We start from the raw sequence: 24,332 nt of genomic DNA, 5'->3' as shown, positions 1-24,332 counted from the left end.
GTATGTCCTAGTTAGTTGCATACGTATCGTATGTCAAATAAAATACGCGACGTATGTGACCGGAGAGTATATGCGCAGACAACGCCACGACATGATCACTGAGACCCGGGCGAAGCTGATTGCCGCTGCCCGACAAGCCTTCGGCACCGTCGGATATGCCGACTCCTCGATGGACGATTTCACCGCAGCGGCGGGGCTGACGAGAGGCGCCCTCTATCACCATTTCGGCGACAAGAAGGGCCTCTTCCAGGCGGTCATCCAGGAAATCGACGCCGAGATGACAGCTCGGCTCAATCGCGTTTCGGCAGCCGCTCCGAGCCGCTGGCAGGGATTCGTGGAGGAGTGCGTCGCCTATATCCAGATGGCACTCGAGCCGGAAATCCAGCGCACCATGTTCCGCGATGGCCCGGCCGTGCTGGGGGACATATCGCAATGGCCGAGCACCAACGGCTGCATCGCTGCTCTCAGCGAAAGTCTGCGCCAGCTAAAAGCCGAGGGCGCGATCGTCGACATCGACGAGGAGGTGGCGGCCCGCTTGATCAACGGGGCCAGCAGCCATGCCGCATTGTGGATCGCCAATTCCGACGAGCCCCAGGAAACATCGAAGAGAGCGGTGGAGGGTTTCCGCGCCTTGCTTGAAGGGCTAAGGGTCGACAAAATGTGAGATGGGACTGCGCTGTGTCCACGTCAGTCCGTATTGACTTCGAAGAGGTGGTCGAGAACTGAACCGAGGCGGGACGCTTCAATCTCGTCTAGCGCCACCAGGGGAGCCCGGACGTTGAGCCAGGTGCGATCGCCGCTGCGGTGCGCGACGAGGGCCTTTACGGCCGGAACGACAGAGTATCTGAGCACCTCGTCCACCAAGCTGTTGATCCGCGCGTCGCCTCGCCCGTCCTGCGCCAGAGGCAGCAGCACCTGCGGGCAGACGTTGGCGAGGCCCGAGATCGCCCCCTCTCCTCCCAGGCGAACGCCGTCAGCCAGATAGCGCTCGTCGCCGATCAGGATGGCGAGGTCCTTGTGCGCCGCAAGCAGCTTCTGAGTATAGGCCCAGTCGCTGGAGGAATCCTTGACGCCGGTGATGATACCCGGGAAAGCCCGCTTCAAGCGGGCGATCAACTCGACAGACAAGGCGACTTGGGTGACCGCCGGGATGTTGTAGAGAATGACGCCGCCCGCCGCCGCTCCCAGCTTTTCCAGGACCTGGCTGAACCATAGAAACAGGCCGTCATCGCTAACACCCTTGAAGTAGAATGGCGGCGGCAGAAGAAGGTTTCCACTGCCGAAATCCGCAGCCATGCGCGCTTGCGCGAGCGCCTCGTCAACGGAGGCGGCAGCGACGCAGACGACGACGTCTCCTCCCTCTATCCCGGCACTGGCCAGAGCGCTGAGCACTTGCTCGCGCCCGGAGCTGTCGATCGACGCACCTTCGCCGGTCGTGCCGAAGGCGGTCACGCTGGTGCATCCGTTCTCCAGGCACCACCGCGCGTGTCGCGCAAAGCGGGCAAGATCAATAGCGCCGTCCGGCCGAAACGGCGTGCTCATTGCGGCGGAAAGCCCGAACCTACCGGGTCTCTCTAGCATCACGATATTCCTCCTGCACCTGACACTCGCGATAACTGACATCGAAGCCGCGGCATTGCTGCGTTGGCGGAGCTTGACATACCACTTGCTTTTGCTAAGGTACAGTACCTTACATACAAGAAACGGGCCTACGATGGATGCAGTGGATCGGGATCGTCCGAGGGAGGATGCACTCGAGGAATTGAGGGTCAAACTCGGGACTCAAGCGGTCCTGACCGGCAACGACATTCCCCTGCGCAACAGGAACGACTGGAGCAGCAAGCCTCCTGGTCAGCCAATCGCCGTATTGCGACCCAGCAATGCAGCGGAAGCGGCGCGCGCTGTAGCGACCTGCCGGGCCGTCCGGCTGCCCTTCGTACCACAGGGCGGCCTGACCGGCCTGTGCGGCGGCGCAACGCCCGAGCCAGGCTGGGTCGCCATCTCGCTGGAGCGCATGGTGGGCATCGAAGAGATCGATCCGGTCAGCGCGACGATGACCGTCAAGGCAGGCACGCCGCTCGAGGTCGTGCAGAAGGCCGCCGACGAGGCGGGATTTCTGTTCCCGCTGGATCTCGGCTCGCGCGGATCATGCGCCATCGGCGGCAATCTCTCCACCAACGCGGGCGGAAATCGCGTCATCCGCTATGGAATGACGCGCGATCTCGTTCTCGGCCTCGAGGTGGTTTTGCCGGATGGAACCGTGCTGACCAACCTGAACAAGCTCCTCAAGAACAATGCTGGCTACGATCTCAAGCACCTCTTCATTGGATCGGAAGGCACTCTCGGCATCATCACCCGGGTGGTCCTGCGGCTGTTCCCCAAGCCGCGCTCCACTACGGCCGCCCTATGTGCTCTCTCGAGCTACGAGGATGTGGCGGCACTGCTGGCCGGCGCCCGCAGCGGGCTCGGGCCCATCCTGTCGGCATTCGAGGTGATGTGGCCAGACTATTGGCAGGTCGTCACCGAGCGGCTGAAAGTCCGTGCGCCGGTCACCTCCGGCCACGCTTTCTACGTGCTGGTCGAGACGCACGGATCCGACGAGGCGACCGATGCCGCGCGGTTCCAAACCTGGCTGGAGGAGATGATGGAGAGCGGCATTCTGGCCGATGCGGCGGTCGCCCAGTCCCATGCTCAGGTGAAGGATTTTTGGGCGGTACGCGACGCCTGCGCCGAATTCGGCACCGGGCTTGGACCCCATATCTCCTACGATATCGGGCTCCAGGTGGGCCGGATGGACATCTTCGCGAGCCAATGCAAAGCGGAGCTCGAAGAGGGCATTCCCGGCTGCGAAAGTGTCTATTACGGGCATATCGGCGATGGCAACCTGCATCTGGTCGCCTGGGTACCGGGACTGCCGCTTGATGAGCAACCCAAGGAAGCGATGGATACGATCATCTACGGGCTCGTGCGCGATATGAGCGGCAGCATTTCGGCGGAGCACGGCATCGGCACGACGAAGAAGAAATGGCTGGGCCATGCCCGCAGCGAGGCCGAGATCGCCCTGATGCGGGTGCTGAAGGGGGCGCTCGACCCCGATAATCTCCTCAACCCCGGCAAGGTCATTTCGCTATGAACCGGGCGTTCCAGGCGATTGAGACGCTGCTCGCCCTTCTGCTGGTCGGCATGGTCGTGATGGTCTTCGGCAATGTGGTTCTGCGCTATGTCTTCAATTCCGGCATCACGGTATCCGAAGAGCTGTCCCGCATCTTCTTCGTCTGGATCACTTTCATCGGAGCGGTCGTCGCAATGCGCGACGGCTCTCATCTCGGCATGGACACTTTCGTGCGGGCGCTGACGCGGCGAGGCAAGATCGCCTGTTGCGTGCTCAGCCAGGGCTTGATCCTGATCTGCTGCGCAATGCTGTTGCGCGGCACATGGCTCCAGCACGAGGTCAATGCCAGCACCTTGGCCCCGGTGACGGAAATTCCGATGATCTGGGTCCATGGCGTCGTCTATCTGTCGGCCTCCGGCATCGGCCTCCACGCACTCGTCAAGCTCTGGCGCGCGGTGACGGGGCAGATCAGCGACAGCGAACTTCTCGAAATCAGCGAGAGCGAGGAGATCCCCCCGGTTCACATAGCTGAGAGAGTCGACCGATGACCATCGCGATTTTCACCGGTTCGCTGATCGGCGCCATCGCATTGGGCGTGCCGATCGCCTTCGCCCTGTTGATCTGCGCCGTCGCGCTCATGGTGCTACAGGGTAATATCGACACCACGATCCTGTCGCAGAAGATCATCGAGGGTGCCGACAGCTTTCCGCTGCTTGCCATTCCGTTCTTCATGCTGGCCGGCGAGCTCATGAATGCCGGTGGCATTTCGAAGCGGATCGTCACCTTCGCGCTGACCTTCGTCGGCCATCTTCGGGGCGGTCTCGGCTTCGTTGCGATTTTCGCTTCCGTGTTGATGGCCGCCATTTCGGGGAGTGCCGCGGCGGATGCGGCGGCGATTGGCGCGCTTCTCATCCCGATGATGCGCCGGGCCGGCTACGACGTGCCGCGTTCCGCCGGTCTCATCGCAGCCGGCGGGGTGATTGCGCCGGTAATCCCGCCTTCAATCGGCCTCATCGTCTTCGGCGTCATCGCCAACGTCTCGATCGGCAAGTTGTTCCTGGCCGGGATTGTTCCGGGGCTGATGATGGGGCTCTCTCTCCTCTTCGCCTGGCTGTGGGTTGCGCGGCGCGACGAGGTCAAGACCCTGCCACGTCAGGATTGGAGCGCCCGGTTGCGCGCCGGCATCGACGGAATCTGGGCGCTCGTCATGCCGGCCGGCATTATCGGCGGGCTCAAATTCGGCATCTTCACCCCGACGGAAGCCGGTGTCGCCGCCTGCGTCTATGCTTTCGTGGTCGGCGCCTTCGTCTACAGGGAGCTGCCGCTGCGCCAGCTCCACCCGATCCTCGTCGCGGCTGCAAAGAGCACCGCCGTCATCGTCTTCCTGATCGCGACCGCGCTAATTTCCGCCTGGCTCATAACCTTATCGGAGCTGCCGGCGCAGGTCGAGGCGATGCTCAGCCCCTTCATGGACAACAAGATCCTGCTGATGGCCGTCATCATGATCATCGTGGTGATCGTCGGTACCGCGCTGGACTTCGCACCTACCCTGATGATCCTGACCCCCGTCCTGATGCCGGTGATCAAGCAGGCGGGCATCGAGCCGGTCTATTTCGGCGTCCTCTTCATCATGAACAACGCGATCGGGCTGATTACGCCGCCCGTCGGCATCGTGCTGAACGTCATGTGCAGGGTCGCCAATATTTCCATGGGCGATCTGATGAAGGGCTTGTGGCCCTTCCTATGGGCCGAGCTCATCGTTCTCTTCCTGCTCGTCCTCTTCCCCGATCTCGTCATGGTTCCACTCGACTGGCTCACGCACCGATAAAAATTCATAGGGAGGATTGAACAATGCGCATGCTCATCACACAAACCGGCCTTGCGGCGGCCATCGCCGCCTCGACGCTGTTTGCCGCGGGATCGGCCAAGGCCGAGTTCGAAGAGCGGACGATCCGCGTCTCGAACGGCGTCAGCAAGGAACATCCCATGGGCAACGGCCTTGCCGCCATGGGAGCTTGCACGCTCGAAAAAACGGGCGGCAAGATGAAGATCCAGCCCTATTGGGACGGCGCTCTCGGCAACGATCTGACTGCGACCCAAAGCGTTCGAACCGGATCCCTCGAGATGGTGCTGACGTCGACGGCTCCGCTCACCTCGATTATCCCGTCTTTCGGCGTCTTCGATCTGCCCTTCCTGTTCAACGACGAGAAGGAAGCCGACCAGTTGCTCGACGGCAAGGTCGGCGGTTGGTTCTCGGACCAGCTGCCGGCGGTCGGCGCGGTCAACCTCTCCTGGTGGGAGAACGGCTTCCGCCACACCACCAATTCGCGCCACCCGATCACCAAGGTCGAGGACTTTGAGGGTGTGAAGATGCGCGTCATGCAGAACAACATCTTCATCGACACGTTCAAGGAGCTCGGCACCAACGCAGTACCGCTTGCCTTTTCGGAAATTTATTCCGCGCTCGAGACCGGAACGGTCGACGGCCAGGAGAACCCGTTCAACAACATCGAGAACATGAAGTTCTACGAGGTTCAGAAGTATCTGACGCTCACCAAACACGCCTATAGCCCGACACTGGTGCTGTTCTCCAAGAAGGTGTGGGACGGGCTCTCGCCGGAGGAGCAAACCGTCCTCAAGGAATGCGCCCTGGTCGGCCAGAAGGAACAGCGCAAGGTCAACCGGGAGAAGTCCGAGGTCAGCTTGGCGAACCTCAAGGACCAGGGAATGGAGGTCAACGAGATCACGACCGAAGAGATGGAGCGGCTACGCGACAAACTCAAGGTGATCTCCGAGCGCCATGCGGCATCGATCGGACCCGAAACGCTCGACCTCGTCTTCGGCGAGCTCAAGCGCATCCGGGGAGAATGACCCCCTTCCGGAAGCCAATCCGCACGGCGCCGGTACGGCTTGTCGCCATCAGGCGCTGTGTATATATCTCTGGCGTGCCGCCGCAAGCCGGGCCGACCCGGATCGGATCTCTCTAGCGGCGGCAATCGCCTGTAAATGGATCCTGCCATGCCGTCATTGAAGCTCGAGCCGTCACAATCTCTGGCCCAGAAGGTGGCGTCGCGCCTGCGAAAGGCGATCATCGAGGGCGAGTTTCCGCCTGGCGCCGTCATCGCCGAGGAGATGCTGGCGCAATCCTTCGGAATTAGCCGAACGCCCGTTCGGGAAGCCCTGAACCAGCTCCAGTTGCAGGGGCTCGTTGTGATCCGCCCCCAGGTCGGCAGCTTCGTCTTCAGCCCGGATGCCGAGGACATTGCCATGCTCTGCGAGTTCCGCGCCATTCTGGAGCCCCAGGCAGCCAGGCTGGCCTACCGGAACGACCGGGCCGGCACGCTCGCCGAGCTCGAAACGGTGATCGGCGAGATGGAGAAGGCCGTAGGAGCGAAGGACAAGGTCGCCTATGGTCGCGCCGATACGGCCTTTCATGACACTTTCGTCAATCACTGCGGAAATCGCTACATCCAGGAATCCTACCGTTTGGTGGCTGGGCGCGTCGCGGCCCTCAGGACCAACTACAGCGCCCCGATCGACGTGCAGACACCTCGCTCCTTCAAGGAACACCGTGCATTCGTCGAACTTTTTGAAAAGGGCGCCTTCGAGGAATTCGAGCGGCTGATGCGGATCCACGTGACGGACACCGCCAAGACATACACGGCGGCGCTAAAACTCTGATCCCAACACCGGGTGTCCGGTCTCTCTGTTGGAGCCACCGATCTGCGGCCGGGCAATTAGGAATGAGGGGGAAGACCATGCGTGAAGCACTGATCGTCTGGGGCGGCTGGAGCGGCCACGAGCCGCAGCAATGTGCGGCCATCATCAAGGACATGCTCGAGGAGGACGGCTTCAAGGTCCATGTCGAGCACGGCAGCGAAGCCTTCGCCGCTCCTTCTGTGCACGATTTAAGCCTTGTCGTGCCGATCGTCACGATGTCGAAGATTGAGAAGGAGGAGATCCAGAATCTGGCGGCCGCGATCGAGAACGGCGTCGGCCTTGCCGGCTACCATGGCGGTGCAGGCGACAGCTTCCGCGAATGCGTCGAATATCAATTCATCATTGGCGGCCAATGGGTCGCCCATCCCGGTAACATCATCGACTACACCGTCAACATCACGCGGCCGGACGATCCGGTGATGGAAGGGATCACCGACTTTCCCTATAGGTCAGAGCAATACTACATGCATGTCGACCCGTCGAACGAGGTGCTGGCGACGACGCGGTTCACGGGCGATCACGCCGACTGGATCGATGGTGTTGTCATGCCCGTCGTCTGGAAGCGGAAGCATGGTCGTGGCCGCGTCTTTTATTCCTCGCTTGGCCACCAGGCAAAGGAGTTCGATGTCCCGCAAATGAGGACGCTCTTCCGGCGCGGCGCCAACTGGGCAGCCCGTTAATGGCGCGCGATCGACTCAGCCGATCGGCCAATCGAGAAACTCGCCTGTATCCTCGTCAGCCCTTGAAAAACTTATAGTATGACGCGATCTGCGCCGCTGTGTTGGATGAGAGCTTGAGCTTGATACCTATGCGGTCTCCCCTGTTCCACCGGACAATGCCGGTCAGAAGGCCGAGCTCTGCGCTGCGGATCGTGACCTCCTGTCCGGTGCGGGCGCCGATGTCGAAAAAGAGCTGAAAGCAGATCCCCTCTTCAGAAAGATCCTTGACGATCCCGTTGCTCGATCCTGTCTTGCAACTGACGTTCCCGGTTATCTGGGTCGCGTTTCTCGGAGAAACACGCTGAACACTGTCTTTGTACGGCATAGCTTCCTCGCTGATTTATTTGGTAGTCTTATATTCAAAATCGTCAATCAACGAATAATCCTCGCGATTACTCTAACCAACATTAATCAGTTATATAGTTCTTATACCTTATCGCCGTGCAGCTACCGATTCATCGTTATTGCACTTTATTCAAAGCAACACATTGTTACATTAGGGCCGATCCGAACCTAGGGTCCTGAGTTCGTAGACAGGTTCGCGCCTACTCACCTGTTCGCTGGCCGAACTGCAATTCGACATGATTTTACTGTAATGCAGAAAAGCCCCGTCCTGTCGGTCATCCGCGGTAGAGCATCCAATCTTTGCGGGCGCCGCCGGCAGAAAAGAACGCGACCTTGTCGCTTGCCGCGTCTGTGGCGGTCTGCAGGGCCTTTTCCGCGTGGCCGACCAGTTCCGAGGCCGTGTTCGCGTCATAGGTGGTGCTGCAGCCGAACCGGGCGACGACGGCAGGCATCTTCGCCTGGCGGCTGTCCAATGCCGCAAGGCAGCTCTTGCGAAGGTGGTCCGCCATTTTCTGGATTTCCGCCTCTGCGGTCATCCAGACGAGGATGCCAATCTGTGGCCGCTCGAGCCAGGCGGCAAAGTCGGTGGCCTGGACTGCGCGCGACACAGCGAATCCTAAGCGCTCCAAAATGGCTTCCTTTACCTTGATGAGTTCCTTGGCGTCGAAGGGCTCGAGGACCAGAAGATTGCAGAGAAGAAGTGACACCCCGTCGGGATAGTGTTGGCCACCATAGAGTTCGGCCAGCTTCTTGTTGAAGCCACGCCGGTTGGCGAGACTGGTGACGAGATGCGTGAACTTTGTCCGCTCGAACTCATCCACATCGCTCGTGATTTCCGCGACGGCCGATATCTGGTTCGATACGCGCTCGAGGATCTGCGTGTTCGCCGAGTGCTGCACTTCCGTCAACTGCCGGATCGCCTGAAGCTCCGACCGTATTGTATTCATGTCGCGCGGATCGACCGCGGAGATCTTGCCGGTCGCCTGGCCAAGCATGCTGGTGTAGGTGGATAGCGAGTTCTGGCCCGACAGCAGCGACTCCTTCAACGTCGTCAATTCGCTCTGCAGGCGATTTGCGGACTGGTCATGGATTGATTTCCCGAAGTGATGCGGCAGATAGGTTCGTGCCAGCGTCTCGAGTTCCTCTTCGGAAATCGGCTTGTTTAGCCGCGCGAATTTCTCACGAAGTTCCGGATTGTTGCCGCTGACGATCTCGTACAGGAGCTCGTAGTTCACCGGAGATGCGTCGATCTCCAGCCGGTTCAAGGTTGCAAATACATTGTAGAAAAGTTCCTTGCGATTCTGCAGCGCAAGTTGTTTGGAAGAGGAATTCACAATTGCCATCATGCAGCGCCTTTCAAAGAAACGTCGCAGGCAATGGCGCCCATGACGACGTCGAACGGGTAGGCGTGAGGCCAGGACCTCGCATAGGATTTACGGCGGCAGGAGTGTCGTGTCCGACCCGCGTTCATGCGGCTGTATTGGCGCTAGATGCATCCCATCAGACAACTCAGAGTAAAACTGGGCGATTTAAGAATTGGTGAAGTCCACCGGCAAATGCCATTCTATAGCGGCTTGGTTTGCTTGATGTTGAAGGCTGCAGGCCGTCTAACGGTGACGTTCTCACGCGTTCACAATGAGCGCGGCACTGGAGGGCCGTCAGCCTGCGAGATCGGCCGCCTCTTGGCGCCTGCTGTCAAGCGTGTTGTGCGCGGCCTGCATGATGTCCAGGTCGTAGACGTAGCCAATAGCCGCCAATTCGCTCATCAGATCGCCGAGAACCACGTCAACGCGCCGGGGAATTTCCGCTTCATCGCGCATTATGACCGCCTCGAGCTGCTCGAACGATCCCCCTATCGCTCGGTAGAGTTCCAGTGCCGAAAGCAAGAGTTTCCTCCGGCGCTCTGCCAGATCATTCAAAGACCCCGCTTCACAGGTAGCCATCAGGCGAACAGCTTTGTTTTGAAATACGCTCATCAATATCAACTCATGTGAAATCAACAATGCCTCGCACGAATATCTCTAAAAGTTGAACACAGATTTAATTTCAACCACACCGGTTCGCAAATCATGCGTCTCCCATCGCGTCACACATTATCAGGCGGCGCGAAAAAGCAGTTTAGGTTGTCCTCGGTCGGATGAAGGCAGATGTGATAGTTGCCGTCCCCGGACGGAATCTCGTCTCCATAGGGGATGAAGAACCGGTGGCTTCTCGTGGCGAGGTGATGGTCCCCCGGAAGCAGGGTGACGGAGAAGCCGCGGGTGCCTTTTCTTACATCTGAGCTGGGTATGGCGGCGCAGTCTCCTCCGAGATCTTCGTCCTTGCAACAGGCTGGAGGATAGGTCCAGCCGCTGCCGGCCTGATGGGCGTCGCCCGGAACGACAAGAACCATCGATATGACGGCAACTGCGATGGCGGACAGTGTCAGGGGTGCGGAAGTCATCGACGCCTCCTCGAACGAACTGCTGCGCTGATCAAAGTAAATGTCGCAAACCCCGCGGGGCTTGTTGCGTCTATCGGTAACGGCACGGCGCAAGAAAGGCCGGCCTATGGGGCCACGCTGCCCCGACCTCGGCCGGGCTGCAATATTTTATCACTCTCTAATTTAGCCCTGTCTTGGTGATTTTGCAGCCCACATTCGCTCCAATACATGGCTGGTACCCGACTTTCGTCTTATTCGGATCCGATTAAATCGTATCCGCTTGACATTAGCCCTCACGCCGGCTATTTAGCTCGCATCCGATTAAATCGGAACGAGTGGAACGAACCAGAAAGGATTACAGCATGACCGAGAATCTTCTTTTCACCGGCAAGACTCACAACACCGGCGGCCGTAACGGCGGCACGCGGAGTAGCGACGGACAGCTCGACCTCAGGCTGGCTCAGCCGCACCCGGCCGCCGAGCAGCTGTTCGGCGCCGCCTGGTCGGCCTGTTTCATCGCAGCCGTCGGGGTCGCCGCCTCGCAGAAAAAGATCAAGCTCCCCGCCGATGCGGAGATCGATACCGAGATCGATCTGAACGTCGACGACGGCTCCTACTTCCTGCGGGCGCGCCTCAATGTCAGCGTGCCGGGCGTCGATCGCGAACTGGCACGTGAACTGGTCGATGCGGCGGACGGCATCTGCCCCTACTCCAAGGCGACGCGCGGCAACATCGACGTTTCGATCAACCTCGTCTGATAGATCGGTCGGGTCTGCAGGCTAAGGGCAATTTCAGGAAAAATGTGCAGCGTTTTTCCGTCCGGAATTGCGAAGTAGAGCAGACCCGGCGTTTCCTTCGATCGAGGCTATCCCTGCGGCCGGGGCGGCGATGACTGAGCTTCTCACTGCCCGACTTGTTTAGGCACCCTGACCCCGCGCATGACGCCGATCGCCGCTCCCAGCGTTTCCCCCCCCCGCGACCACGCCTCCAGAGCCGCCGGCAAGGAACGCAATCAGGCAATTGAGGACAGCCGCTCCTAGACCGGAATCCGACGAGAAAATGATCCCGGCGACCAGGCCGACCAGAGCGCCGATCACCGGCCCCTACCGCTACGTTGGTGTCTTCTGTCGGTTTTCCTCTCGACGTCGGCACGAATGTCATCGATTTACCTCCTCGAATGGCCGATGCTATCGCGCAACCTCTAACCGCATGAGCGAGTGAGAAGAGGCGATATCCGACGCCCCGTTGGTGCAGAGGCGGGACACCGCTTTCGGGTGATGAGCAGTCGCCCGCTGCGGCCAGCACGATTGACGGCCATGCGGACTTTTGAGACGTTCGTTCAACCGACACTTCCGACCCATTGCCGTCGTTCGGTGGGTCAGGCGCGTTGACAGGTCTTGGCCGCAAGAGCGGACGCTGGCGCGCGAGAAATGGACCTGCGAGGACGTGACGGCCTGTCGCCATGGGCGCGCCGCGGCGCCTTATCTGCAGGCGTCTTGAGGGACCCGGTTGCCATCGCTTGGCCGCCCGGCGGAATAAATCTACCTCCCGCCCCGACGCGCGATGGAGGTTGATTTCACCACAGGCGAAATTCAGACTATGCGTATACAAATCGTCTGCGTAGCTTCAAAGAGGCTCGAGGGTGCGGTCGGGAATTCACGCTAGTTTCGTGTCAGTACCGCCGACGCGCAGACGTGCCCTTACGTAGAGCCGGAGTGTGACTGCCACGGGTCTCCGCAAATGGCATCGATGCCTCTATACAGGCATCGATAAATGATAGCCTTGCCACCTCGGCTGTTTGAAGCCTCGACAACGCCGCACGGCAATCTCTGACTGCTTGGTAGTAACGTCTTCCGTGGTTCGGCCACTCGTGTTCGAGGAAGTCGAGGGCGTCATACGGGCCACAGAACCGTCGCTCTATGCCGTTTTGAAGTCTTACCGAAAGGGCTATGCGCCAGGGGATCTCCTTCATTGAGACCTCCCTTCTATGAACCTGCTATCCAACCAGGAGGCGCACGTGTCGTTCCACCGCCCGAGCCTTTGGTCCGATTTCGTACGCAGGACGAGCGAGGATGGAGCAATTTCGATTCGTGCCCTACTTTACAAAACCGCACACTAATGGCTTGCACGTTGATGGCCTGCCCCTCGGCAAATGTTCCGAGGGGCTTTTTTTGAGCGCTGAGGGTGAGCGCGACGACATCTGCTGGCGAGCGACTTGGGGACCTTCTTCCGGAATCAGAAAAGCCCTGTCATAAGCCGCTGGTATTCCGCTTCCGGCTTACCATAAGCGTCCCGGGCGAACTCCTCGAGGGCCTGTCTGTTCCGGATGATGATGTTCCCCCTGACGGAGCGAATGAAGCCGTTTCCTTCCAAAACATGCAGCGCCGTGGTGACGCTTGGACGACGAACGGCGAGCATCAGCGAAATGAATTCATGCGTCAGAGGAATTTCGTCGCCTGATACACGGTCATGACACATCAGCAGCCATCTCGCCAATCTCTCGTCCACCCCGTGCACGGCGTTCGAAATGGCAGTGTACGTAAGCTGAATCGAGAAGGCCTCGATGCATCGGATCATCACCCTGGCGAAGTTCCGATTATGATCCATCCACTTCCGGAATGCGGTGAACTCCATCCGGTAAGCATCTCCCTCGATCTGCATGATGACGTCGTGGACGCTGAGCTCAACACCCATCGCGGCAGAGGTCGGAATGTAACCTTCACGCCCGAAGATGCCCGCCTCTGCTCTGTTGCCTTCAGGAGTGGAGGCGACCAGCGAGCCTATGCCGGATGTGAGATAGTAGACATGCTCGATGGGATCGCCAGCCCTTGCCAGCAACGCCCCTCGCGCCACATTGAAAGAGGCGAGATCGGGCGCGATCTGGCGATAGTCGGCCTCTGGGAGCAGGGTCAGCAACTGATTGTTGAGCGAAGCTTGGGAAGGAACTGCCATAGCCGCTCCCCTAGGCTGCGGAGCCGGCCACCGCAGCGCCTCGCCGACCGCTCCGCTATAACCGAAACGGATAGGACATTAGCATGCCGGCTGCGCGCCGCCAATCTGCGCCCCGAGTAATTGGAATAGCAGAGCCACCGTCGGCTAATTTTGTTTTTCCCATCAGACTGATCTCCTCGTTCGTACGGTTCCGGACCCTTGATCCGCTAGGCGCTCTAATGACTCGCCATATTGGTGAAGTGGCGTAGACTTTGCGCCAGCATCGACCCTTCGGCGTTGCCGGGCACAGAGGAAAAGCTGATGAAATCCGAGCGAGTTTGGAGCTTCGACCCAATCGGGCCTGACGAGCTCAAGATGATCGAGAGAATTTTCCGAAGCGAACTGCAATTGCGGGCTCTGCCGCTGAAGTCGGAGGAAGCTCAAGTCCTTGCTGCGAAGCTGATCGATGCCTACCAGTCCGGGATCCGCGACACCACAGGTTTAGCGGCCGCAGCGAAGCGGTGTTGAGGCGCCCTGAAGCCGATCACTCTGGCGCTGAGGCACTCGGTTGGGCGTCCGGGGATGACGTCGTGAGCACCGCAAAACTCCTTATCGCCTTTGTGTCCCTCGTCGGCGCGACCTACCTCTCCCAGAGAGCCCGCATTCCGCAGAATCTGAAAGCCAGATCATTCTTCTAGGCCAATCGTTGGGAAGCGGCGTCGCGGTCGATATTGCGCGGCGAAGACTGGCTGTCGCCGTCATTCTCGTTTCTGGCTACCTGTCGGTGCTGTCGCTCGCTCAGTCGATCTACCCCTACTTCCCGGTTGCACTCCTTATAAAGAATCCGTTCCGCTCCGATCTGAGAATAGCGAAGGTCAGGCAACCGAAGCTGTTTATCCACGGTCGACGTGATCCTGTCATTCCGCTTTCCTCGGGCGAGGCGCTATATGAAATCGCACCCAAGCCCAAGCAAATGCTGATCTACGACGGCTTCGGTCACAATGATCTTTGGGACGCACCGATGGTCGACGACATTATCCGGTTCGTGGAGCGCTTTAACGACGCCCAGAACCGTATCTGAAGAGGCGGATCGCAGCGATCCCGCATCTTCGCCAGAGCACGAGCGCATAAGACGCCGCGACCTTTTCCGGTCGGCGCAAGTGCCGACGTAGATGGTGCTTGCACGAACTTCCGCCTCCCACCTAAAAAATCACTTCTTGAAGTACGATCCGTCCGCTCGAAGGTGAGCGCTGCGGTGTGGAGGGTGGCTTTCGGGAGGAAGGCTATGTCTAGCTGGAACTCGGGCCGCATCATCGGTCAGAAGCCTCCATTAAAGCCGAAGGTGGTCTGGGCCATCCGCACCCGCCTCCAGATGTTGGGTGCAGTGCGCGACCTGGCGCTGTTCAATCTCGCGATCGACAGCAAATTACGAGCTTGTGATCTCGTCGCGATCTCAGTTGGCGACGTTTCGATCTCCGGGAGGGTTCGCGACCGGGCGATCATCATTCAGAAGAAGACCGGCCGACCCGTGCAATTCGAACTGACCGATCAAACGCGGGAGGCTGTCGGTGCATGGATTGGCAGTCGCAGGCTCGGTGATCGGGATACCTGTTTCCGAGCCGCGTGCACGTATTGCCGCATCTGTCGACGCGGCAGTATAGGGTGTCCAGCATCGGGCTTGATCCCAAACGCTACGGCACACACTCGATGAGACGGACGAAGGCGGCGCACATCTACAGGAAGACGGGCAATCTGCGCGCCGTCCAACTCTTGCTGGGCCACAACAAGCTGGAGAGCACCGTACAATACCTCGGAATCGAGGTCGACGACGCGCTCGCTATCTCTGTACAGGTTGAATTGTAATAGTGCAAAGAGCGGCGCTTCTCATTGAAGCGCCGCTCTTTGGCCCCGCTGAAGGCCGAAGCCGACCCGTTGCGCTCATCTGTCTGCGGCCCTATGAATGGCACGGTTTGGCCCTAATCCGACCTTCCGGCCATACACCGGGAGCGCAGGTGACGCTCCCGGTGTACCGTATCCTGCACGTTTCCGGCCTCAACCCTTGGCGTGGCTCGGAGCTACGACCGATCAATCTTGGTTCGGTGCCACCGCAGTTTCGCCCAACGCAGCACCCTTAGCAGCCTGTTCGATCACATCGGCTACAGGCTCTGGCCGGGTAAGGAACACCACATGACTCCCCTTCACCTCGGTCGTCACTGCCCCGATGCGGCTGGCGGTGCTCCGAAGCAGTTCGGGCGCGATGGCGCCGTCCTCGGTTGCAATGATGTACCAGCTCGGCTTGGTCTTCCACGCAGCGGTGGTCACCTTGGCTTCAAGCGCCTTCATTGCGATCGGCACTTGGGAGTCGCGCAGGAATGCGGCGTCAGCATTGTGGGTGTCCCCGGCAAAGCCATCTTTAAACGTTTCAGCTTTCAGGAAGGCAAAGCCATCTGGCTGCACATCGGGTTGAAAGTTCGGCGGGGGAGGAACCTCGGCATATTGGTCCAGCGTTGACTGGCCGACTTCTGGCGCGAAGGCGGCGACATAGACGAGGCCCGCAACATTGGGAGCGTCGCCAGCTTCCGTGATCACGCTACCGCCATAGGAGTGACCAACAAGGATGGCCGGCCCATTCTGCCGGGCCAGCACGCGGCGGGTTGCGGCCACATCGTCTTCGAACGACGTAAGCGGATTCTGGACGATCGAGACTTGATAGCCGCGGCGCGTCAGTCGGTCGTAGACGCCGCGCCATCCGGCGCCGTCGGCAAAGGCGCCATGGACGATCACAATGTTGTGGACAGGCGCACTCTGTGCCTGGGCGGCAGTTGCAGAAAGCGTCAGCGCACCGGCGGCGATAGCGAGGGATTTGATCATGACAGTTCTCCAGTTGGATATTGCATTGATGGGACAATCATCATTTAGCCCGGGGAAGGTCTCTTGATTATCGGGCGGTTTCAGACATCAATGTCCCGAATTCAAAGACAATGCGTATGTTCTGGGGGACTCCGATGCTGCGCGACTTCACCGATACGGTTGCTTTCGTGAAAGTGGTGGAGGAAGGGAGCTTCACCGCGGCGGCGCGCGTGCTCAAGGTGCCGAAGACGCGGGTCAGCCGGAAGGTACAGGAGCTGGAATCGCGGCTCCAGGTCCAGCTGCTCAATCGGACAACGCGCAGCCTGAGGCTCACCGAAGCGGGAACGGTCTATTTCCAGCACTGCCAGCGACTGGTACGGGACCTCGAAGACGCCGAGAACGCGGTGGCAGAGCTGCAGCAGCATCCGCGCGGCTGGCTCAGGATCACGGCACCATACTGGCTCGCGACGCGAGTGCTTACGCCGCAGCTGACCGAGTTTCGCCGCTTTTACCCGGAGGTCGCCCCGCAGCTGCTTCTCGGGCACGAGGTCGTCGATCTCGTCACACAGGAAATCGACCTCGCCTTTCGGCTCCAGGAAGGTAGCTTGCCCGATTCCACGCTGACGGCGCGGCGGCTCGGCGTTCTGCCGATGAGCATCTATGCGGCCCCTGCCTATCTGGAACGAGCAGGAACGCCACAACATCCAGCGGACCTGGCGCACCACGCCTGCTTATTAACGGAGTTCTATTTCAACCGGCCGCTGGTGGCATGGCCGTTGTCGAACGGCGGCGAACGGTCGCAGTTCAAAGTACGACCAGTCGCCGTTGCCAGCGATCCAGACGCACTTCACGAGTTTCTGCTGGCGGGAGTTGGTCTGCTTATGACGAATGACGTGCGTGTCAAATCCGACGTTGCCGCTGGAAGGCTGGTTCGCGTCCTGCCCGAATGGGCAGGGCCGGAGCCAACTCTTTATGCCATTCGGCCCGGGGGGCGCGTTCAGCCCCCCAAGGTCAAGGCGTTCCTGGACTTCCTCATACCACGGCTTGACCGGAAGCGGATTGATGGCCGGGGAGCCGGGCCTGACCCCGCGCCGGCCGTGCGCCCGCTTGATTGTCTCAACGTTGGGACAATCAATCCCAATGAGGCGCGCTAATCAAGACTCCTTGAAGGAAGTACACCTCCATTGTCACGGAAATCGCCACCCACCTTCGCCGCGGTGGGGCAGCCTCTGGAGGAAATAATGACGACGCGCAGGTCTTTTTTGCAAGCCGGCCTTGGACTTTTCACGATCTCTGCCGCAGGCGCTTTAATGGTCCGACCCGGCTATGCCGCTGCCCCCTTCGCCAACCTGCGGGCGCCGGCCTTCTATCGCATGGCGCTCGGCGACATCGAGGTCACGGCCATTTCTGACGGCACTTTGCCCGTTCCGTTGGAAAAGTTCTTCAACAACACAACTGCGGAACATGTCGACGCGGTTTTGAGATCGGCTTTTCTCGAATCGCCGGTTGACCTCTCGGTGAACGCCTATCTGTTCAACACAGGGTCAAAGCTGGTCCTGATCGATGCCGGCACAGGTGACTTGCTGGGGCCGAGATTGGGGCATCTGGGTTCAAATCTTCGGGCTTCCGGCTATGAGCCCGCGCAGATCGACGATGTCATCCTGACGCATATTCACGCGGATCATTCCGGGGGCCTAACAGTGGCCGGCAAGCGGATATTTCCGAACGCTACGGTGCACGTGAACAGACAAGACGTCGAATACTGGCTGGATCCGATCAATCTCGCGAACGCGCCGGAAGCTGCGAAGAAGTCGTTCCACGAGGCCATCGCATCCCTGAAACCTTATATGGAAGCCGATCGCCTGCGCACCTTCGCCGACGACGCCAGTCCAATGCCCGGCTTCGGATCGATCCTGCGTCCCGGCCATACGCCCGGCCACAGCTCCATAGTCGTGGAGAGCAAGGGCGAAGTCTTCGTCGTCTGGGGGATATCGTTCATGGCGATGCCGTCCAGTTCGACGAGCCGAACATCGCCATAGACTTTGATGTGGATTCGCCGGCCGCCGCTGCCACACGCCGTCGGGCTCTCATTCACGCCGCGGAGAACGGCTATTGGGTGGCCGGGGCACACCTTCCCTTCCCAGGCATTGGCCATGTTCGGACCGACAGCGACGAGTATGACTGGGTTCCGGCGAACTACAGTGCTGGCGGGTAATACACCATTTGATCATAGCCAAGAAAGAACAAGCCATTCCCGCGAAACGAACACTGAACACGAGAATCCACATTCCGTGTCTCGGCGGCGCATTTATCGTCGCCGGCGCAGGAGCCGCCGTTTTGCCTTTGCTTGCGTCTGGCCCCGGCGGGGCACCGGAGAACCCATTCGCTTCTCACAACCTCTGAAAACGGAGCAACCAGCATGAGCACCGTCACCACCTCTGACCGTACGCGGATCTTCTACAAGGACGCCTACCGAATGAAATACTTCGATATTCCAAATCGCTGGTCATCTCGGTCTCCGGGCGCTCAATTCAAATCGGCACTTGTGCCGGCTAGTGCGGCACTGACGTAACGGTGTTATAGTCCAAGGGTGGTGGGGCGTTCTGAGACAGCCTTTCGGCCACAGCGATAGCCAAGGCTACAACGATCGCAGGCCCCGCACGATGAAGAACCGCAGCCTCTGAATGCGCTGGGTACGCCGGTCGTTGGTGCTCAACCTTCCTTGATCTTGCCTTTAACCTGCTTCCAATTTCCTTCTACGCGGTTCCAGTCCATCGCGGATCCTCCTGCATTCATTCGGTGTGGACCCAAGCAGCGACAGACTATTTTGTTCTACGCTGGTGCCCAGGCCACTCGCCCGGCACGTCTTGGGGAACTTTTTCGCACGACGACCGGTTCTTGGGCCAGCGCCGACCGACTCGTCAAAAAGAACGCGGGCGTTCGACATGGACGTGCAGAAGGCAGGCAAGGTAAGGCTGTTTCTTGCGGCCCCGGAGCTACGCGAGAGCGCCTGGATGGTGCATGACCTCGTATTCCTGAAGCTGTGCGAGGCATACGAGCTTGCGTGCCTGGAACGCGATGCTCTTCGATGTGCGGCACAGAAAGACGATGAAGCGCTTCTTCGCTCGGAAGCGGAATGCCGGCAGTTCGAGGCTGCTGCGGTCGCCTACATTCTCGAACAGCAAAATCATTCCGGAATCGTATAGCAGAGGGCATCGAAGCCGGATGCGCGTCGCTTTTAGTTGGCGCGCACCAGCCATCCGGCATCCGCAATGGCGCTGCTACTGCGCTTTCTCCACTTGCCCGCGGATCTCGCCGTCCGGGAACTTTTCGGTGTGGATGTTGAGATACCACTTTCCGGCTTGCAAATCCGCCACCTGCGCCTCGGTGATTTCAGCAGATCCGGAGGCGATGGCATTGGAGATGTCGACCACCGGCCCGGCATTCTCGCCCGCAGCCGCCGGGCCATGAAAATGCGCCGCCGTCGGTTGCCCTGTCAGACCGCTGGAGGTCACAGACCAGGTCAGCTTTTTGGTGGCTGTGTTGAGGGTAATGTCGCCCGTTCCCTTGCCGGGCGCTGTCGCTAGGCGGCACTTCACTCGATCCCGCCAGGTCTGCCTTGAATTTCAATGTCTCGGCAAAGACGGGGCTCGTGGCCATGACGGCACGGCGAGGCCGGTCAGGAGAGAATTCTTGCGGATAGGTCTCATCGGGCTTCTCCCAAATGCAAGTGTATTGCAGGCTGCCACTCAACTCTTGAGAATGGATTGGGTTCCGATCACGAGAGCCCCTCGCCTGCAAACCAAGCATGGGCCATTCGGCTCTGAGTTCTTCGAGTCGGCGGGCAAATCGTTGGCCGGTGCGGGGTAGAGAGATTCTGGCGCAGTCCAGATCTCGGTGAAGTTGCTTTTTTCTGAAGCTGCCATTTGATTGCCCCAGCGTCGAACTTCCGGTCTCCACCCTCTCGCGACGGATGGGAACCGAAAAGATCGACCGACCCGCGACGCTGATGAAGGCGAATTCTCGACCCGTTGCCGTCATTCACAGGTAGAGGTCGGAATTTCCGGTGCTGGCTGCCAAAGCAGCACTCGAGCTTAGCCACTCCGCAAGATCTAAAGCTCCGACATTATCTAGACTCTCGCAAAATAGGTGCCACATTATGAAACATGAGCGGCGGGAACGACAGCGCTGGGAATGCGGGGGACGCAAGGCAGCGCTTCGGCTTGGCGGGGCTTGCCGAAGCGATCGTCGAGACGCTTGATCAGCCGCTGCTGATCCTCACTTCCGATCTCACCGTCGCGGACGTCAATTCCGCATATTGCGAGACGTTCGGCATCACAGCCGAGGAGACGCGCGGCCAGCAGATATATCGGCTGGGCAATGGCCAATGGGACATACCCGAGTTGCGCGGGCTTCTGGAGCAGGTCCTGCCCGAGCGTGCGATGGTGAAAGGCTATCGGATCGAGCACAAGTTTCCCGATATTGGGCGGCGCGTCATGATCCTGAACGCCCGGAGATTAACGGCCGACAATGGGCGGCCGGAACTGATCCTGCTCACAGTTTCCGATCGAACGGAAGCGGAGCAGGCCCGCTTCGAACTCGAAGGCCATCGGGAGTTCCTGGAAAAGCTGATCGACAGCGTTCGTGAAGGACTGCTGGTGCTCGGCTGGGATCTGAGAGTCGTCAGGGCGAACCAGACCTTCTATGACCTGTTTCAGGTCTCCCCCGCCGACACCGTGGGCCGGCTGGTGTACGAACTTGGAAACCGGCAATGGGACATTCCGAAACTGAGGGAGCTCCTCGAAGACGTTCTCCCCGACAACAATGCTTTTGATGATGTCGAGGTAGAGCACGACTTCGAAACGGTCGGACGGCGCATCATGCTGCTCAATGGCCGCCGTCTCGACCATCTCGACCTGATCCTGCTGGCGATCCGCGACGTCACCGAACAACGTCGAATGGAAGCGGAGCAGCGGACAGTGATGGGCGAGCTCCATCACCGGGTGAAGAACGTGCTGGCGAGCGTGAACGCGCTGGCAAAGCGCAGCCTGCACGAGAGCCAATCGCTCGATGAGTTTCGCGACCGTTTTGCAACTCGCCTAGGCGCCCTGTCCAGAACCCAGGACCTGCTGATGCGAGCACCCGCGCATGATGTCCTCATGGCTGAGGTTCTGCGCTTGGAGTTGGAGGCCCAGGGCGGCCATGAGGGAGAAAACTACCAACTTGACGGTCCAGACGTCACCCTGCCGCGTGAAACCACGCAAGCGTTCGCCATGGCGATCCATGAACTGGCCACCAATGCCGTAAAACACGGTGCCTGGGCCACGCCCGAAGGCCGGTTGAAGGTAACTTGGACGGCACACCGAAGAAAGGGCAATGGAACATTAATCAGTTTTCGCTGGCGAGAGAACGGCCGCGACATCGATACCGCCCCCGCTCGCAAGGGCTACGGCTCGCAAGTGTTAGAGGGAGTGTTTAGCCATTCCTTAGACGGAACGTCCGAATTGACGCTCCATCCTGACGGCGCCGAATTCGCTGCTGAATTCAAGCTGCAGGATTAGGTTTGGCCTGTTGCTTGCTTCAATGACACCAAGGGGAGGACGTGCCTTCTCATTCAGGGGAATGCAAAGAACGACCCAAAGCTGTCATCTGCAGTGAAGGCGATGAACGTCTGAATTGGTTGCGGCCGCCGAAGGGTGAGTTTCGATCCCTTAAGCACACCGAGGTCTGTTCGCCCACGGTTGGCTCGGTCGGGCTCGCCGCAAGTGACCGAACAAATACTGTTCCGGACAGCCTGGAAAAGAGCTCGAAGGGCCTCTGACCAATCCGGAAAGGCTTGCACCTTCACAGGCTGGAGCGCCGAGCATCTCTTCCAGGTAGCGAGCGCCTGCAATATTGATTGCGGCTGCCCCCGTGCGATCTCCTTGAGGTCGCCCATGAGCGTCACGGACACGGCCCCGAGATTTTCCTCGGGCCTACCGAGGCTGCGGGTACCGAACAGCGGCACAGCCACGCCTTCTGCGCAAGCAGGAAGTTCGAGGGAACCGCCGGCAAGCGGGCGGCGTTTCCTTGCCGGGACGGCGCTTTGGAGTTCTTTCGAGATATCAATCCCTCTGATGCGAAAGACGCTGCCGGCCACAAGGGCCACCAAAATGAACAAGCAGATGAAGTTTAACATCTGGTACTGGGTCGCGGCCTTTTTCGCATTGATGGCTTTCCAATACATCTTCGCGACCGCTACACAGGTGGCCCAGATCCCCTATAGCCAGTTCGAATCTTATCTCAATGAAGGCAAGATCGCGGAGGTCGCGGTCTCAGATCAGTTCATCCAGGGACGTTTCAAGACGCCGCAGGACGGCAAGCCCATGTTCATAACCACACGCGTCGAGCCGGACCTTGCCCGGCAGATGCAGGAGCATGGCGTCATCGTGACCGGCCGGATCGAAAGCACGTTCCTGCGAGACATCCTCTCATGGGTCCTGCCAGCGGTGATCTTCGTCGGCATTTGGATGCTCGTTCTGAGGCGCTTCGGTGCCGGCGTCGGCGGTGGGCTGATGCAGATCGGCAAATCGAAAGCCAAAATCTATGTGCAGAAGGACACCGGGGTGACGTTCAAGGACGTTGCGGGCGTCGACGAAGCCAAAGACGAGCTGAAGGAAATTGTCGACTTCCTGAAGGACCCGAAGAGCTATGGCCGGCTCGGCGGCCGCATGCCGAAGGGCATTCTGCTGGTTGGGCCGCCCGGCACAGGCAAGACACTGCTTGCGAAAGCGGTCGCTGGTGAAGCCGGGGTGCCCTTCTTTTCGATCTCGGGTTCTGAGTTCGTCGAAATGTTCGTGGGTGTCGGCGCGGCTCGGGTCCGCGATCTTTTTGAGCAGGCCCGCGAGAAGGCGCCGGCGATCGTCTTTATCGATGAGTTGGATGCACTCGGCCGTGCGCGGGGCATCGGCCCAATCGCCGGTGGACACGACGAGAAGGAGCAGACCTTGAACCAGCTGTTGGTGGAACTCGACGGCTTCGATTCCTCGGTCGGCCTTATCCTGCTTGCCGCGACCAACCGGCCGGAAATTCTCGACCCGGCGCTGCTCAGAGCCGGGCGCTTCGATCGCCAGGTGCTTGTCGACCGGCCCGATAAGCAGGGCCGCATCCAGATCCTCAACGTGCACCTCAAGAAGGCGAAGCTTGCGACGGATGTCCAGCCGGAGCAGATCGCCGCACTCACGCCCGGCTTCACCGGCGCGGACCTAGCCAATCTCGTCAATGAGGCTGCCCTCCTCGCCACGCGGCGCAAAGCCGATGCGGTAACCATGGAAGACTTTAACAATGCCATCGAGCGGATCATCGCGGGACTGGAGAAGCGGAACCGCCTGCTCAATCCGAGGGAACGCGAGATCGTTGCCTATCACGAGATGGGGCATGCCTTGATGGCCATGAGCTTGCCCGGTCTCGATGCGGTGCACAAGGTCTCGATCATTCCGCGCGGCATCGGTTCGCTTGGCTACACGATCCAGCGCCCAACAGAGGATCGATTCCTGATGACCAAGGAAGAGCTCGAAAACAAGATGGCGGTGCTGCTCGGCGGTCGCGCCGCCGAATGGATCGTCTTCGGTCATCTCTCGACCGGCGCCGCCGACGACCTGGTCAAGGTCACCGACATAGCCCGCGCCATTGTCGCGCGCTACGGCATGACTGAAGAACTAGGCCACGTGGCGCTCGAGCGGGATCGGCGCTCGCTCCTGACACCCGAGCCGCTCTATGGCTCGAGCGAGCGCGACTATTCCGAAGCGACCGCGGCCATTCTTGACGAGCAGGTGCGCACGATCGTAGACGAAACCTTCGAGCGCACTGTGTCGCTGCTCAAAGAGCGGCGTCCGCTGCTGGAGCGATCTGCCAAGCTCCTGCTGGAACGCGAGACGATCACAGAAGACGAATTGCGGGAGTTAGCGGGCGAGCACGCGGGCACACACCGGATTGCCCGACCAGCTTAGCCGGATGAGGAAGCGGTGCAGTTTTCCGCCTGTGCCGCTATTTCGAAGGGGTCGATTTCCTCGCCTCGTCAGGAATGACCTGTCCAGCCACGAACCGGCGATTTTGTTCCCTCGTCCTGATGGGATTTGAACCTGCGTAGCCTGTTCTTTCTGGGGCGCTAACCCGTCGCAGCAGCCGTTCTCGACCGGCTGGAGGCCGCGCGCAGCGGAAGCCGCCGCGCGGGGCCCAGTGTCCTGACGTCGAG

At 59.9% G+C, this 24,332-nt stretch carries 23 protein-coding genes and 4 pseudogenes; 16 read left to right on the top strand and 11 right to left on the bottom strand.

Annotated features, from left to right (window positions below):
- Positions 1-70 precede the first annotated feature (70 nt).
- A complete protein-coding gene (locus tag CO676_RS20525; protein ID WP_097522421.1) occupies positions 71-664 on the top strand; it encodes a TetR/AcrR family transcriptional regulator in 594 nt (197 codons plus the stop codon).
- Positions 665-687: 23 nt separating this feature from the next.
- Here CO676_RS20525 and CO676_RS20520 read toward each other — a convergent pair whose 3' ends face one another.
- On the bottom strand, positions 688-1,581 hold the full coding sequence (locus CO676_RS20520) for a dihydrodipicolinate synthase family protein (RefSeq protein WP_097522420.1): 894 nt from the start codon (positions 1,579-1,581) through the stop codon (positions 688-690).
- A 133-nt stretch (positions 1,582-1,714) separates the two neighbouring features.
- On the opposite strand from CO676_RS20520, the gene CO676_RS20515 reads away from it, so the two are divergent.
- From CO676_RS20515 to CO676_RS20490, 6 genes are all read left to right on the top strand, one after another.
- Entirely contained in the window at positions 1,715-3,133 is a 1,419-nt protein-coding gene (locus CO676_RS20515; RefSeq protein WP_097522419.1) for an FAD-binding oxidoreductase, read from the top strand.
- Positions 3,130-3,660, top strand: coding sequence for a TRAP transporter small permease (locus CO676_RS20510; protein ID WP_097522418.1), 531 nt, complete (start codon positions 3,130-3,132; stop codon positions 3,658-3,660). The genes CO676_RS20515 and CO676_RS20510 overlap by 4 nt, the downstream gene beginning before the upstream one ends.
- Positions 3,657-4,940 carry a TRAP transporter large permease subunit gene (locus CO676_RS20505; protein WP_097522417.1) on the top strand — a complete coding sequence of 428 codons (1,284 nt, stop codon included), beginning with the start codon at positions 3,657-3,659 and terminating at the stop codon, positions 4,938-4,940. The genes CO676_RS20510 and CO676_RS20505 overlap by 4 nt, the downstream gene beginning before the upstream one ends.
- A gap of 23 nt (positions 4,941-4,963) precedes the next feature.
- Positions 4,964-5,983, top strand: coding sequence for a TRAP transporter substrate-binding protein (locus CO676_RS20500; protein WP_097522416.1), 1,020 nt, complete (start codon positions 4,964-4,966; stop codon positions 5,981-5,983).
- 147 nt (positions 5,984-6,130) lie between these two features.
- Positions 6,131-6,793: a GntR family transcriptional regulator gene (locus CO676_RS20495; RefSeq protein ID WP_245424376.1), complete on the top strand. Its 663-nt coding sequence runs from the start codon at positions 6,131-6,133 to the stop codon at positions 6,791-6,793.
- A 77-nt stretch (positions 6,794-6,870) separates the two neighbouring features.
- Positions 6,871-7,512 (top strand): ThuA domain-containing protein, encoded by a 642-nt coding sequence (locus tag CO676_RS20490; RefSeq protein WP_097522414.1) that lies wholly within the window; start codon positions 6,871-6,873, stop codon positions 7,510-7,512.
- Between the two features lie 55 nt (positions 7,513-7,567).
- Here CO676_RS20490 and CO676_RS20485 read toward each other — a convergent pair whose 3' ends face one another.
- The 4 genes from CO676_RS20485 to CO676_RS20470 all read right to left on the bottom strand — a co-directional run bounded on the left by CO676_RS20485 (position 7,568) and on the right by CO676_RS20470 (position 10,339).
- Positions 7,568-7,876, bottom strand: a complete 309-nt coding sequence (locus tag CO676_RS20485; RefSeq protein ID WP_014763509.1) for a PilZ domain-containing protein — start codon at positions 7,874-7,876, stop codon at positions 7,568-7,570.
- A 295-nt stretch (positions 7,877-8,171) separates the two neighbouring features.
- Positions 8,172-9,239, bottom strand: coding sequence for a diguanylate cyclase (locus CO676_RS20480; protein WP_179875572.1), 1,068 nt, complete (start codon positions 9,237-9,239; stop codon positions 8,172-8,174).
- Positions 9,240-9,554: 315 nt separating this feature from the next.
- Positions 9,555-9,872 (bottom strand): hypothetical protein, encoded by a 318-nt coding sequence (locus CO676_RS20475; protein WP_097522488.1) that lies wholly within the window; start codon positions 9,870-9,872, stop codon positions 9,555-9,557.
- A 110-nt stretch (positions 9,873-9,982) separates the two neighbouring features.
- A complete protein-coding gene (locus CO676_RS20470) occupies positions 9,983-10,339 on the bottom strand; it encodes a hypothetical protein (protein WP_097522412.1) in 357 nt (118 codons plus the stop codon).
- 341 nt (positions 10,340-10,680) lie between these two features.
- On the opposite strand from CO676_RS20470, the gene CO676_RS20465 reads away from it, so the two are divergent.
- Positions 10,681-11,076, top strand: coding sequence for an Ohr family peroxiredoxin (locus CO676_RS20465; protein WP_097522411.1), 396 nt, complete (start codon positions 10,681-10,683; stop codon positions 11,074-11,076).
- Between the two features lie 143 nt (positions 11,077-11,219).
- On the opposite strand, the pseudogene CO676_RS37025 reads toward CO676_RS20465, so the two are convergent.
- From CO676_RS37025 to CO676_RS20450, 3 genes and pseudogenes are all read right to left on the bottom strand, one after another.
- A pseudogene (locus CO676_RS37025) lies at positions 11,220-11,431 on the bottom strand (hypothetical protein); the annotation flags it as partial.
- A gap of 559 nt (positions 11,432-11,990) precedes the next feature.
- The gene (locus CO676_RS20455) at positions 11,991-12,290 is read right to left on the bottom strand and encodes a DUF982 domain-containing protein (RefSeq protein ID WP_097522410.1); all 300 of its coding nucleotides are present in this window, start codon (positions 12,288-12,290) and stop codon (positions 11,991-11,993) included.
- Between the two features lie 263 nt (positions 12,291-12,553).
- The gene (locus CO676_RS20450) at positions 12,554-13,270 is read right to left on the bottom strand and encodes a Crp/Fnr family transcriptional regulator (RefSeq protein ID WP_097522409.1); all 717 of its coding nucleotides are present in this window, start codon (positions 13,268-13,270) and stop codon (positions 12,554-12,556) included.
- Positions 13,271-13,570: 300 nt separating this feature from the next.
- On the opposite strand from CO676_RS20450, the gene CO676_RS20445 reads away from it, so the two are divergent.
- From CO676_RS20445 to CO676_RS35345, 3 genes and pseudogenes are all read left to right on the top strand, one after another.
- A complete protein-coding gene (locus tag CO676_RS20445) occupies positions 13,571-13,777 on the top strand; it encodes a hypothetical protein (protein WP_041414189.1) in 207 nt (68 codons plus the stop codon).
- A 136-nt stretch (positions 13,778-13,913) separates the two neighbouring features.
- Positions 13,914-14,330, top strand: a pseudogene (locus CO676_RS20440) (alpha/beta hydrolase); the annotation flags it as partial.
- 204 nt (positions 14,331-14,534) lie between these two features.
- Positions 14,535-15,112 (top strand): annotated as a pseudogene (locus CO676_RS35345) (tyrosine-type recombinase/integrase).
- 222 nt (positions 15,113-15,334) lie between these two features.
- On the opposite strand, the gene CO676_RS20425 reads toward CO676_RS35345, so the two are convergent.
- Complete coding sequence (locus CO676_RS20425) at positions 15,335-16,120, bottom strand: alpha/beta hydrolase (RefSeq protein WP_097522407.1); 786 nt, start codon at positions 16,118-16,120, stop codon at positions 15,335-15,337.
- A 134-nt stretch (positions 16,121-16,254) separates the two neighbouring features.
- On the opposite strand from CO676_RS20425, the gene CO676_RS20420 reads away from it, so the two are divergent.
- The 3 genes and pseudogenes from CO676_RS20420 to CO676_RS20410 all read left to right on the top strand — a co-directional run bounded on the left by CO676_RS20420 (position 16,255) and on the right by CO676_RS20410 (position 19,305).
- Positions 16,255-17,253 carry a LysR family transcriptional regulator gene (locus CO676_RS20420; protein WP_097522487.1) on the top strand — a complete coding sequence of 333 codons (999 nt, stop codon included), beginning with the start codon at positions 16,255-16,257 and terminating at the stop codon, positions 17,251-17,253.
- An 87-nt stretch (positions 17,254-17,340) separates the two neighbouring features.
- Positions 17,341-18,314: pseudogene (locus CO676_RS20415) on the top strand (MBL fold metallo-hydrolase).
- A gap of 730 nt (positions 18,315-19,044) precedes the next feature.
- Positions 19,045-19,305: a hypothetical protein gene (locus CO676_RS20410; RefSeq protein WP_097522406.1), complete on the top strand. Its 261-nt coding sequence runs from the start codon at positions 19,045-19,047 to the stop codon at positions 19,303-19,305.
- A 75-nt stretch (positions 19,306-19,380) separates the two neighbouring features.
- On the opposite strand, the gene CO676_RS20405 is transcribed toward CO676_RS20410, so the two are convergent.
- The gene (locus CO676_RS20405; RefSeq protein ID WP_245424375.1) at positions 19,381-19,698 is read right to left on the bottom strand and encodes a CHRD domain-containing protein; all 318 of its coding nucleotides are present in this window, start codon (positions 19,696-19,698) and stop codon (positions 19,381-19,383) included.
- A gap of 567 nt (positions 19,699-20,265) precedes the next feature.
- Between CO676_RS20405 and CO676_RS20400 the strand changes: the two genes are divergently transcribed.
- Entirely contained in the window at positions 20,266-21,660 is a 1,395-nt protein-coding gene (locus CO676_RS20400) for a PAS domain-containing protein (RefSeq protein WP_097522405.1), read from the top strand.
- A gap of 53 nt (positions 21,661-21,713) precedes the next feature.
- On the opposite strand, the gene CO676_RS36155 is transcribed toward CO676_RS20400, so the two are convergent.
- Positions 21,714-22,325, bottom strand: a complete 612-nt coding sequence (locus CO676_RS36155; protein WP_245424374.1) for a hypothetical protein — start codon at positions 22,323-22,325, stop codon at positions 21,714-21,716.
- Between CO676_RS36155 and ftsH the strand changes: the two genes are divergently transcribed.
- Entirely contained in the window at positions 22,252-24,087 is a 1,836-nt protein-coding gene (gene ftsH, locus CO676_RS20390) for an ATP-dependent zinc metalloprotease FtsH (RefSeq protein WP_097522486.1), read from the top strand. The genes CO676_RS36155 and ftsH overlap by 74 nt on opposite strands.
- Positions 24,088-24,332 lie beyond the last annotated feature (245 nt).

The organism is Sinorhizobium sp. BJ1, assembly GCF_002531555.1.
Lineage (GTDB): Bacteria > Pseudomonadota > Alphaproteobacteria > Rhizobiales > Rhizobiaceae > Sinorhizobium > Sinorhizobium fredii_B.
This window is presented reverse-complemented; position numbering and strand designations above follow the sequence as displayed.

What these genes read in the sequence shown, in the direction of transcription:
- CO676_RS20525 (WP_097522421.1), top strand. Translation starts at nt 71, where the DNA reads ATGCGCAGACAACGCCACGACATGATCACTGAGACCCGGGCGAAGCTG.
- CO676_RS20520 (WP_097522420.1), bottom strand. Translation starts at nt 1,581, where the DNA reads ATGCTAGAGAGACCCGGTAGGTTCGGGCTTTCCGCCGCAATGAGCACG.
- CO676_RS20515 (WP_097522419.1), top strand. Translation starts at nt 1,715, where the DNA reads ATGGATGCAGTGGATCGGGATCGTCCGAGGGAGGATGCACTCGAGGAA.
- CO676_RS20510 (WP_097522418.1), top strand. Translation starts at nt 3,130, where the DNA reads ATGAACCGGGCGTTCCAGGCGATTGAGACGCTGCTCGCCCTTCTGCTG.
- CO676_RS20505 (WP_097522417.1), top strand. Translation starts at nt 3,657, where the DNA reads ATGACCATCGCGATTTTCACCGGTTCGCTGATCGGCGCCATCGCATTG.
- CO676_RS20500 (WP_097522416.1), top strand. Translation starts at nt 4,964, where the DNA reads ATGCGCATGCTCATCACACAAACCGGCCTTGCGGCGGCCATCGCCGCC.
- CO676_RS20495 (WP_245424376.1), top strand. Translation starts at nt 6,131, where the DNA reads ATGCCGTCATTGAAGCTCGAGCCGTCACAATCTCTGGCCCAGAAGGTG.
- CO676_RS20490 (WP_097522414.1), top strand. Translation starts at nt 6,871, where the DNA reads ATGCGTGAAGCACTGATCGTCTGGGGCGGCTGGAGCGGCCACGAGCCG.
- CO676_RS20485 (WP_014763509.1), bottom strand. Translation starts at nt 7,876, where the DNA reads ATGCCGTACAAAGACAGTGTTCAGCGTGTTTCTCCGAGAAACGCGACC.
- CO676_RS20480 (WP_179875572.1), bottom strand. Translation starts at nt 9,239, where the DNA reads ATGGCAATTGTGAATTCCTCTTCCAAACAACTTGCGCTGCAGAATCGC.
- CO676_RS20475 (WP_097522488.1), bottom strand. Translation starts at nt 9,872, where the DNA reads ATGAGCGTATTTCAAAACAAAGCTGTTCGCCTGATGGCTACCTGTGAA.
- CO676_RS20470 (WP_097522412.1), bottom strand. Translation starts at nt 10,339, where the DNA reads ATGACTTCCGCACCCCTGACACTGTCCGCCATCGCAGTTGCCGTCATA.
- CO676_RS20465 (WP_097522411.1), top strand. Translation starts at nt 10,681, where the DNA reads ATGACCGAGAATCTTCTTTTCACCGGCAAGACTCACAACACCGGCGGC.
- CO676_RS20455 (WP_097522410.1), bottom strand. Translation starts at nt 12,290, where the DNA reads ATGAAGGAGATCCCCTGGCGCATAGCCCTTTCGGTAAGACTTCAAAAC.
- CO676_RS20450 (WP_097522409.1), bottom strand. Translation starts at nt 13,270, where the DNA reads ATGGCAGTTCCTTCCCAAGCTTCGCTCAACAATCAGTTGCTGACCCTG.
- CO676_RS20445 (WP_041414189.1), top strand. Translation starts at nt 13,571, where the DNA reads ATGAAATCCGAGCGAGTTTGGAGCTTCGACCCAATCGGGCCTGACGAG.
- CO676_RS20425 (WP_097522407.1), bottom strand. Translation starts at nt 16,120, where the DNA reads ATGATCAAATCCCTCGCTATCGCCGCCGGTGCGCTGACGCTTTCTGCA.
- CO676_RS20420 (WP_097522487.1), top strand. Translation starts at nt 16,255, where the DNA reads ATGCTGCGCGACTTCACCGATACGGTTGCTTTCGTGAAAGTGGTGGAG.
- CO676_RS20410 (WP_097522406.1), top strand. Translation starts at nt 19,045, where the DNA reads ATGGACGTGCAGAAGGCAGGCAAGGTAAGGCTGTTTCTTGCGGCCCCG.
- CO676_RS20400 (WP_097522405.1), top strand. Translation starts at nt 20,266, where the DNA reads ATGAGCGGCGGGAACGACAGCGCTGGGAATGCGGGGGACGCAAGGCAG.
- ftsH (WP_097522486.1), top strand. Translation starts at nt 22,252, where the DNA reads ATGAACAAGCAGATGAAGTTTAACATCTGGTACTGGGTCGCGGCCTTT.
- CO676_RS36155 (WP_245424374.1), bottom strand. Translation starts at nt 22,325, where the DNA reads ATGTATTGGAAAGCCATCAATGCGAAAAAGGCCGCGACCCAGTACCAG.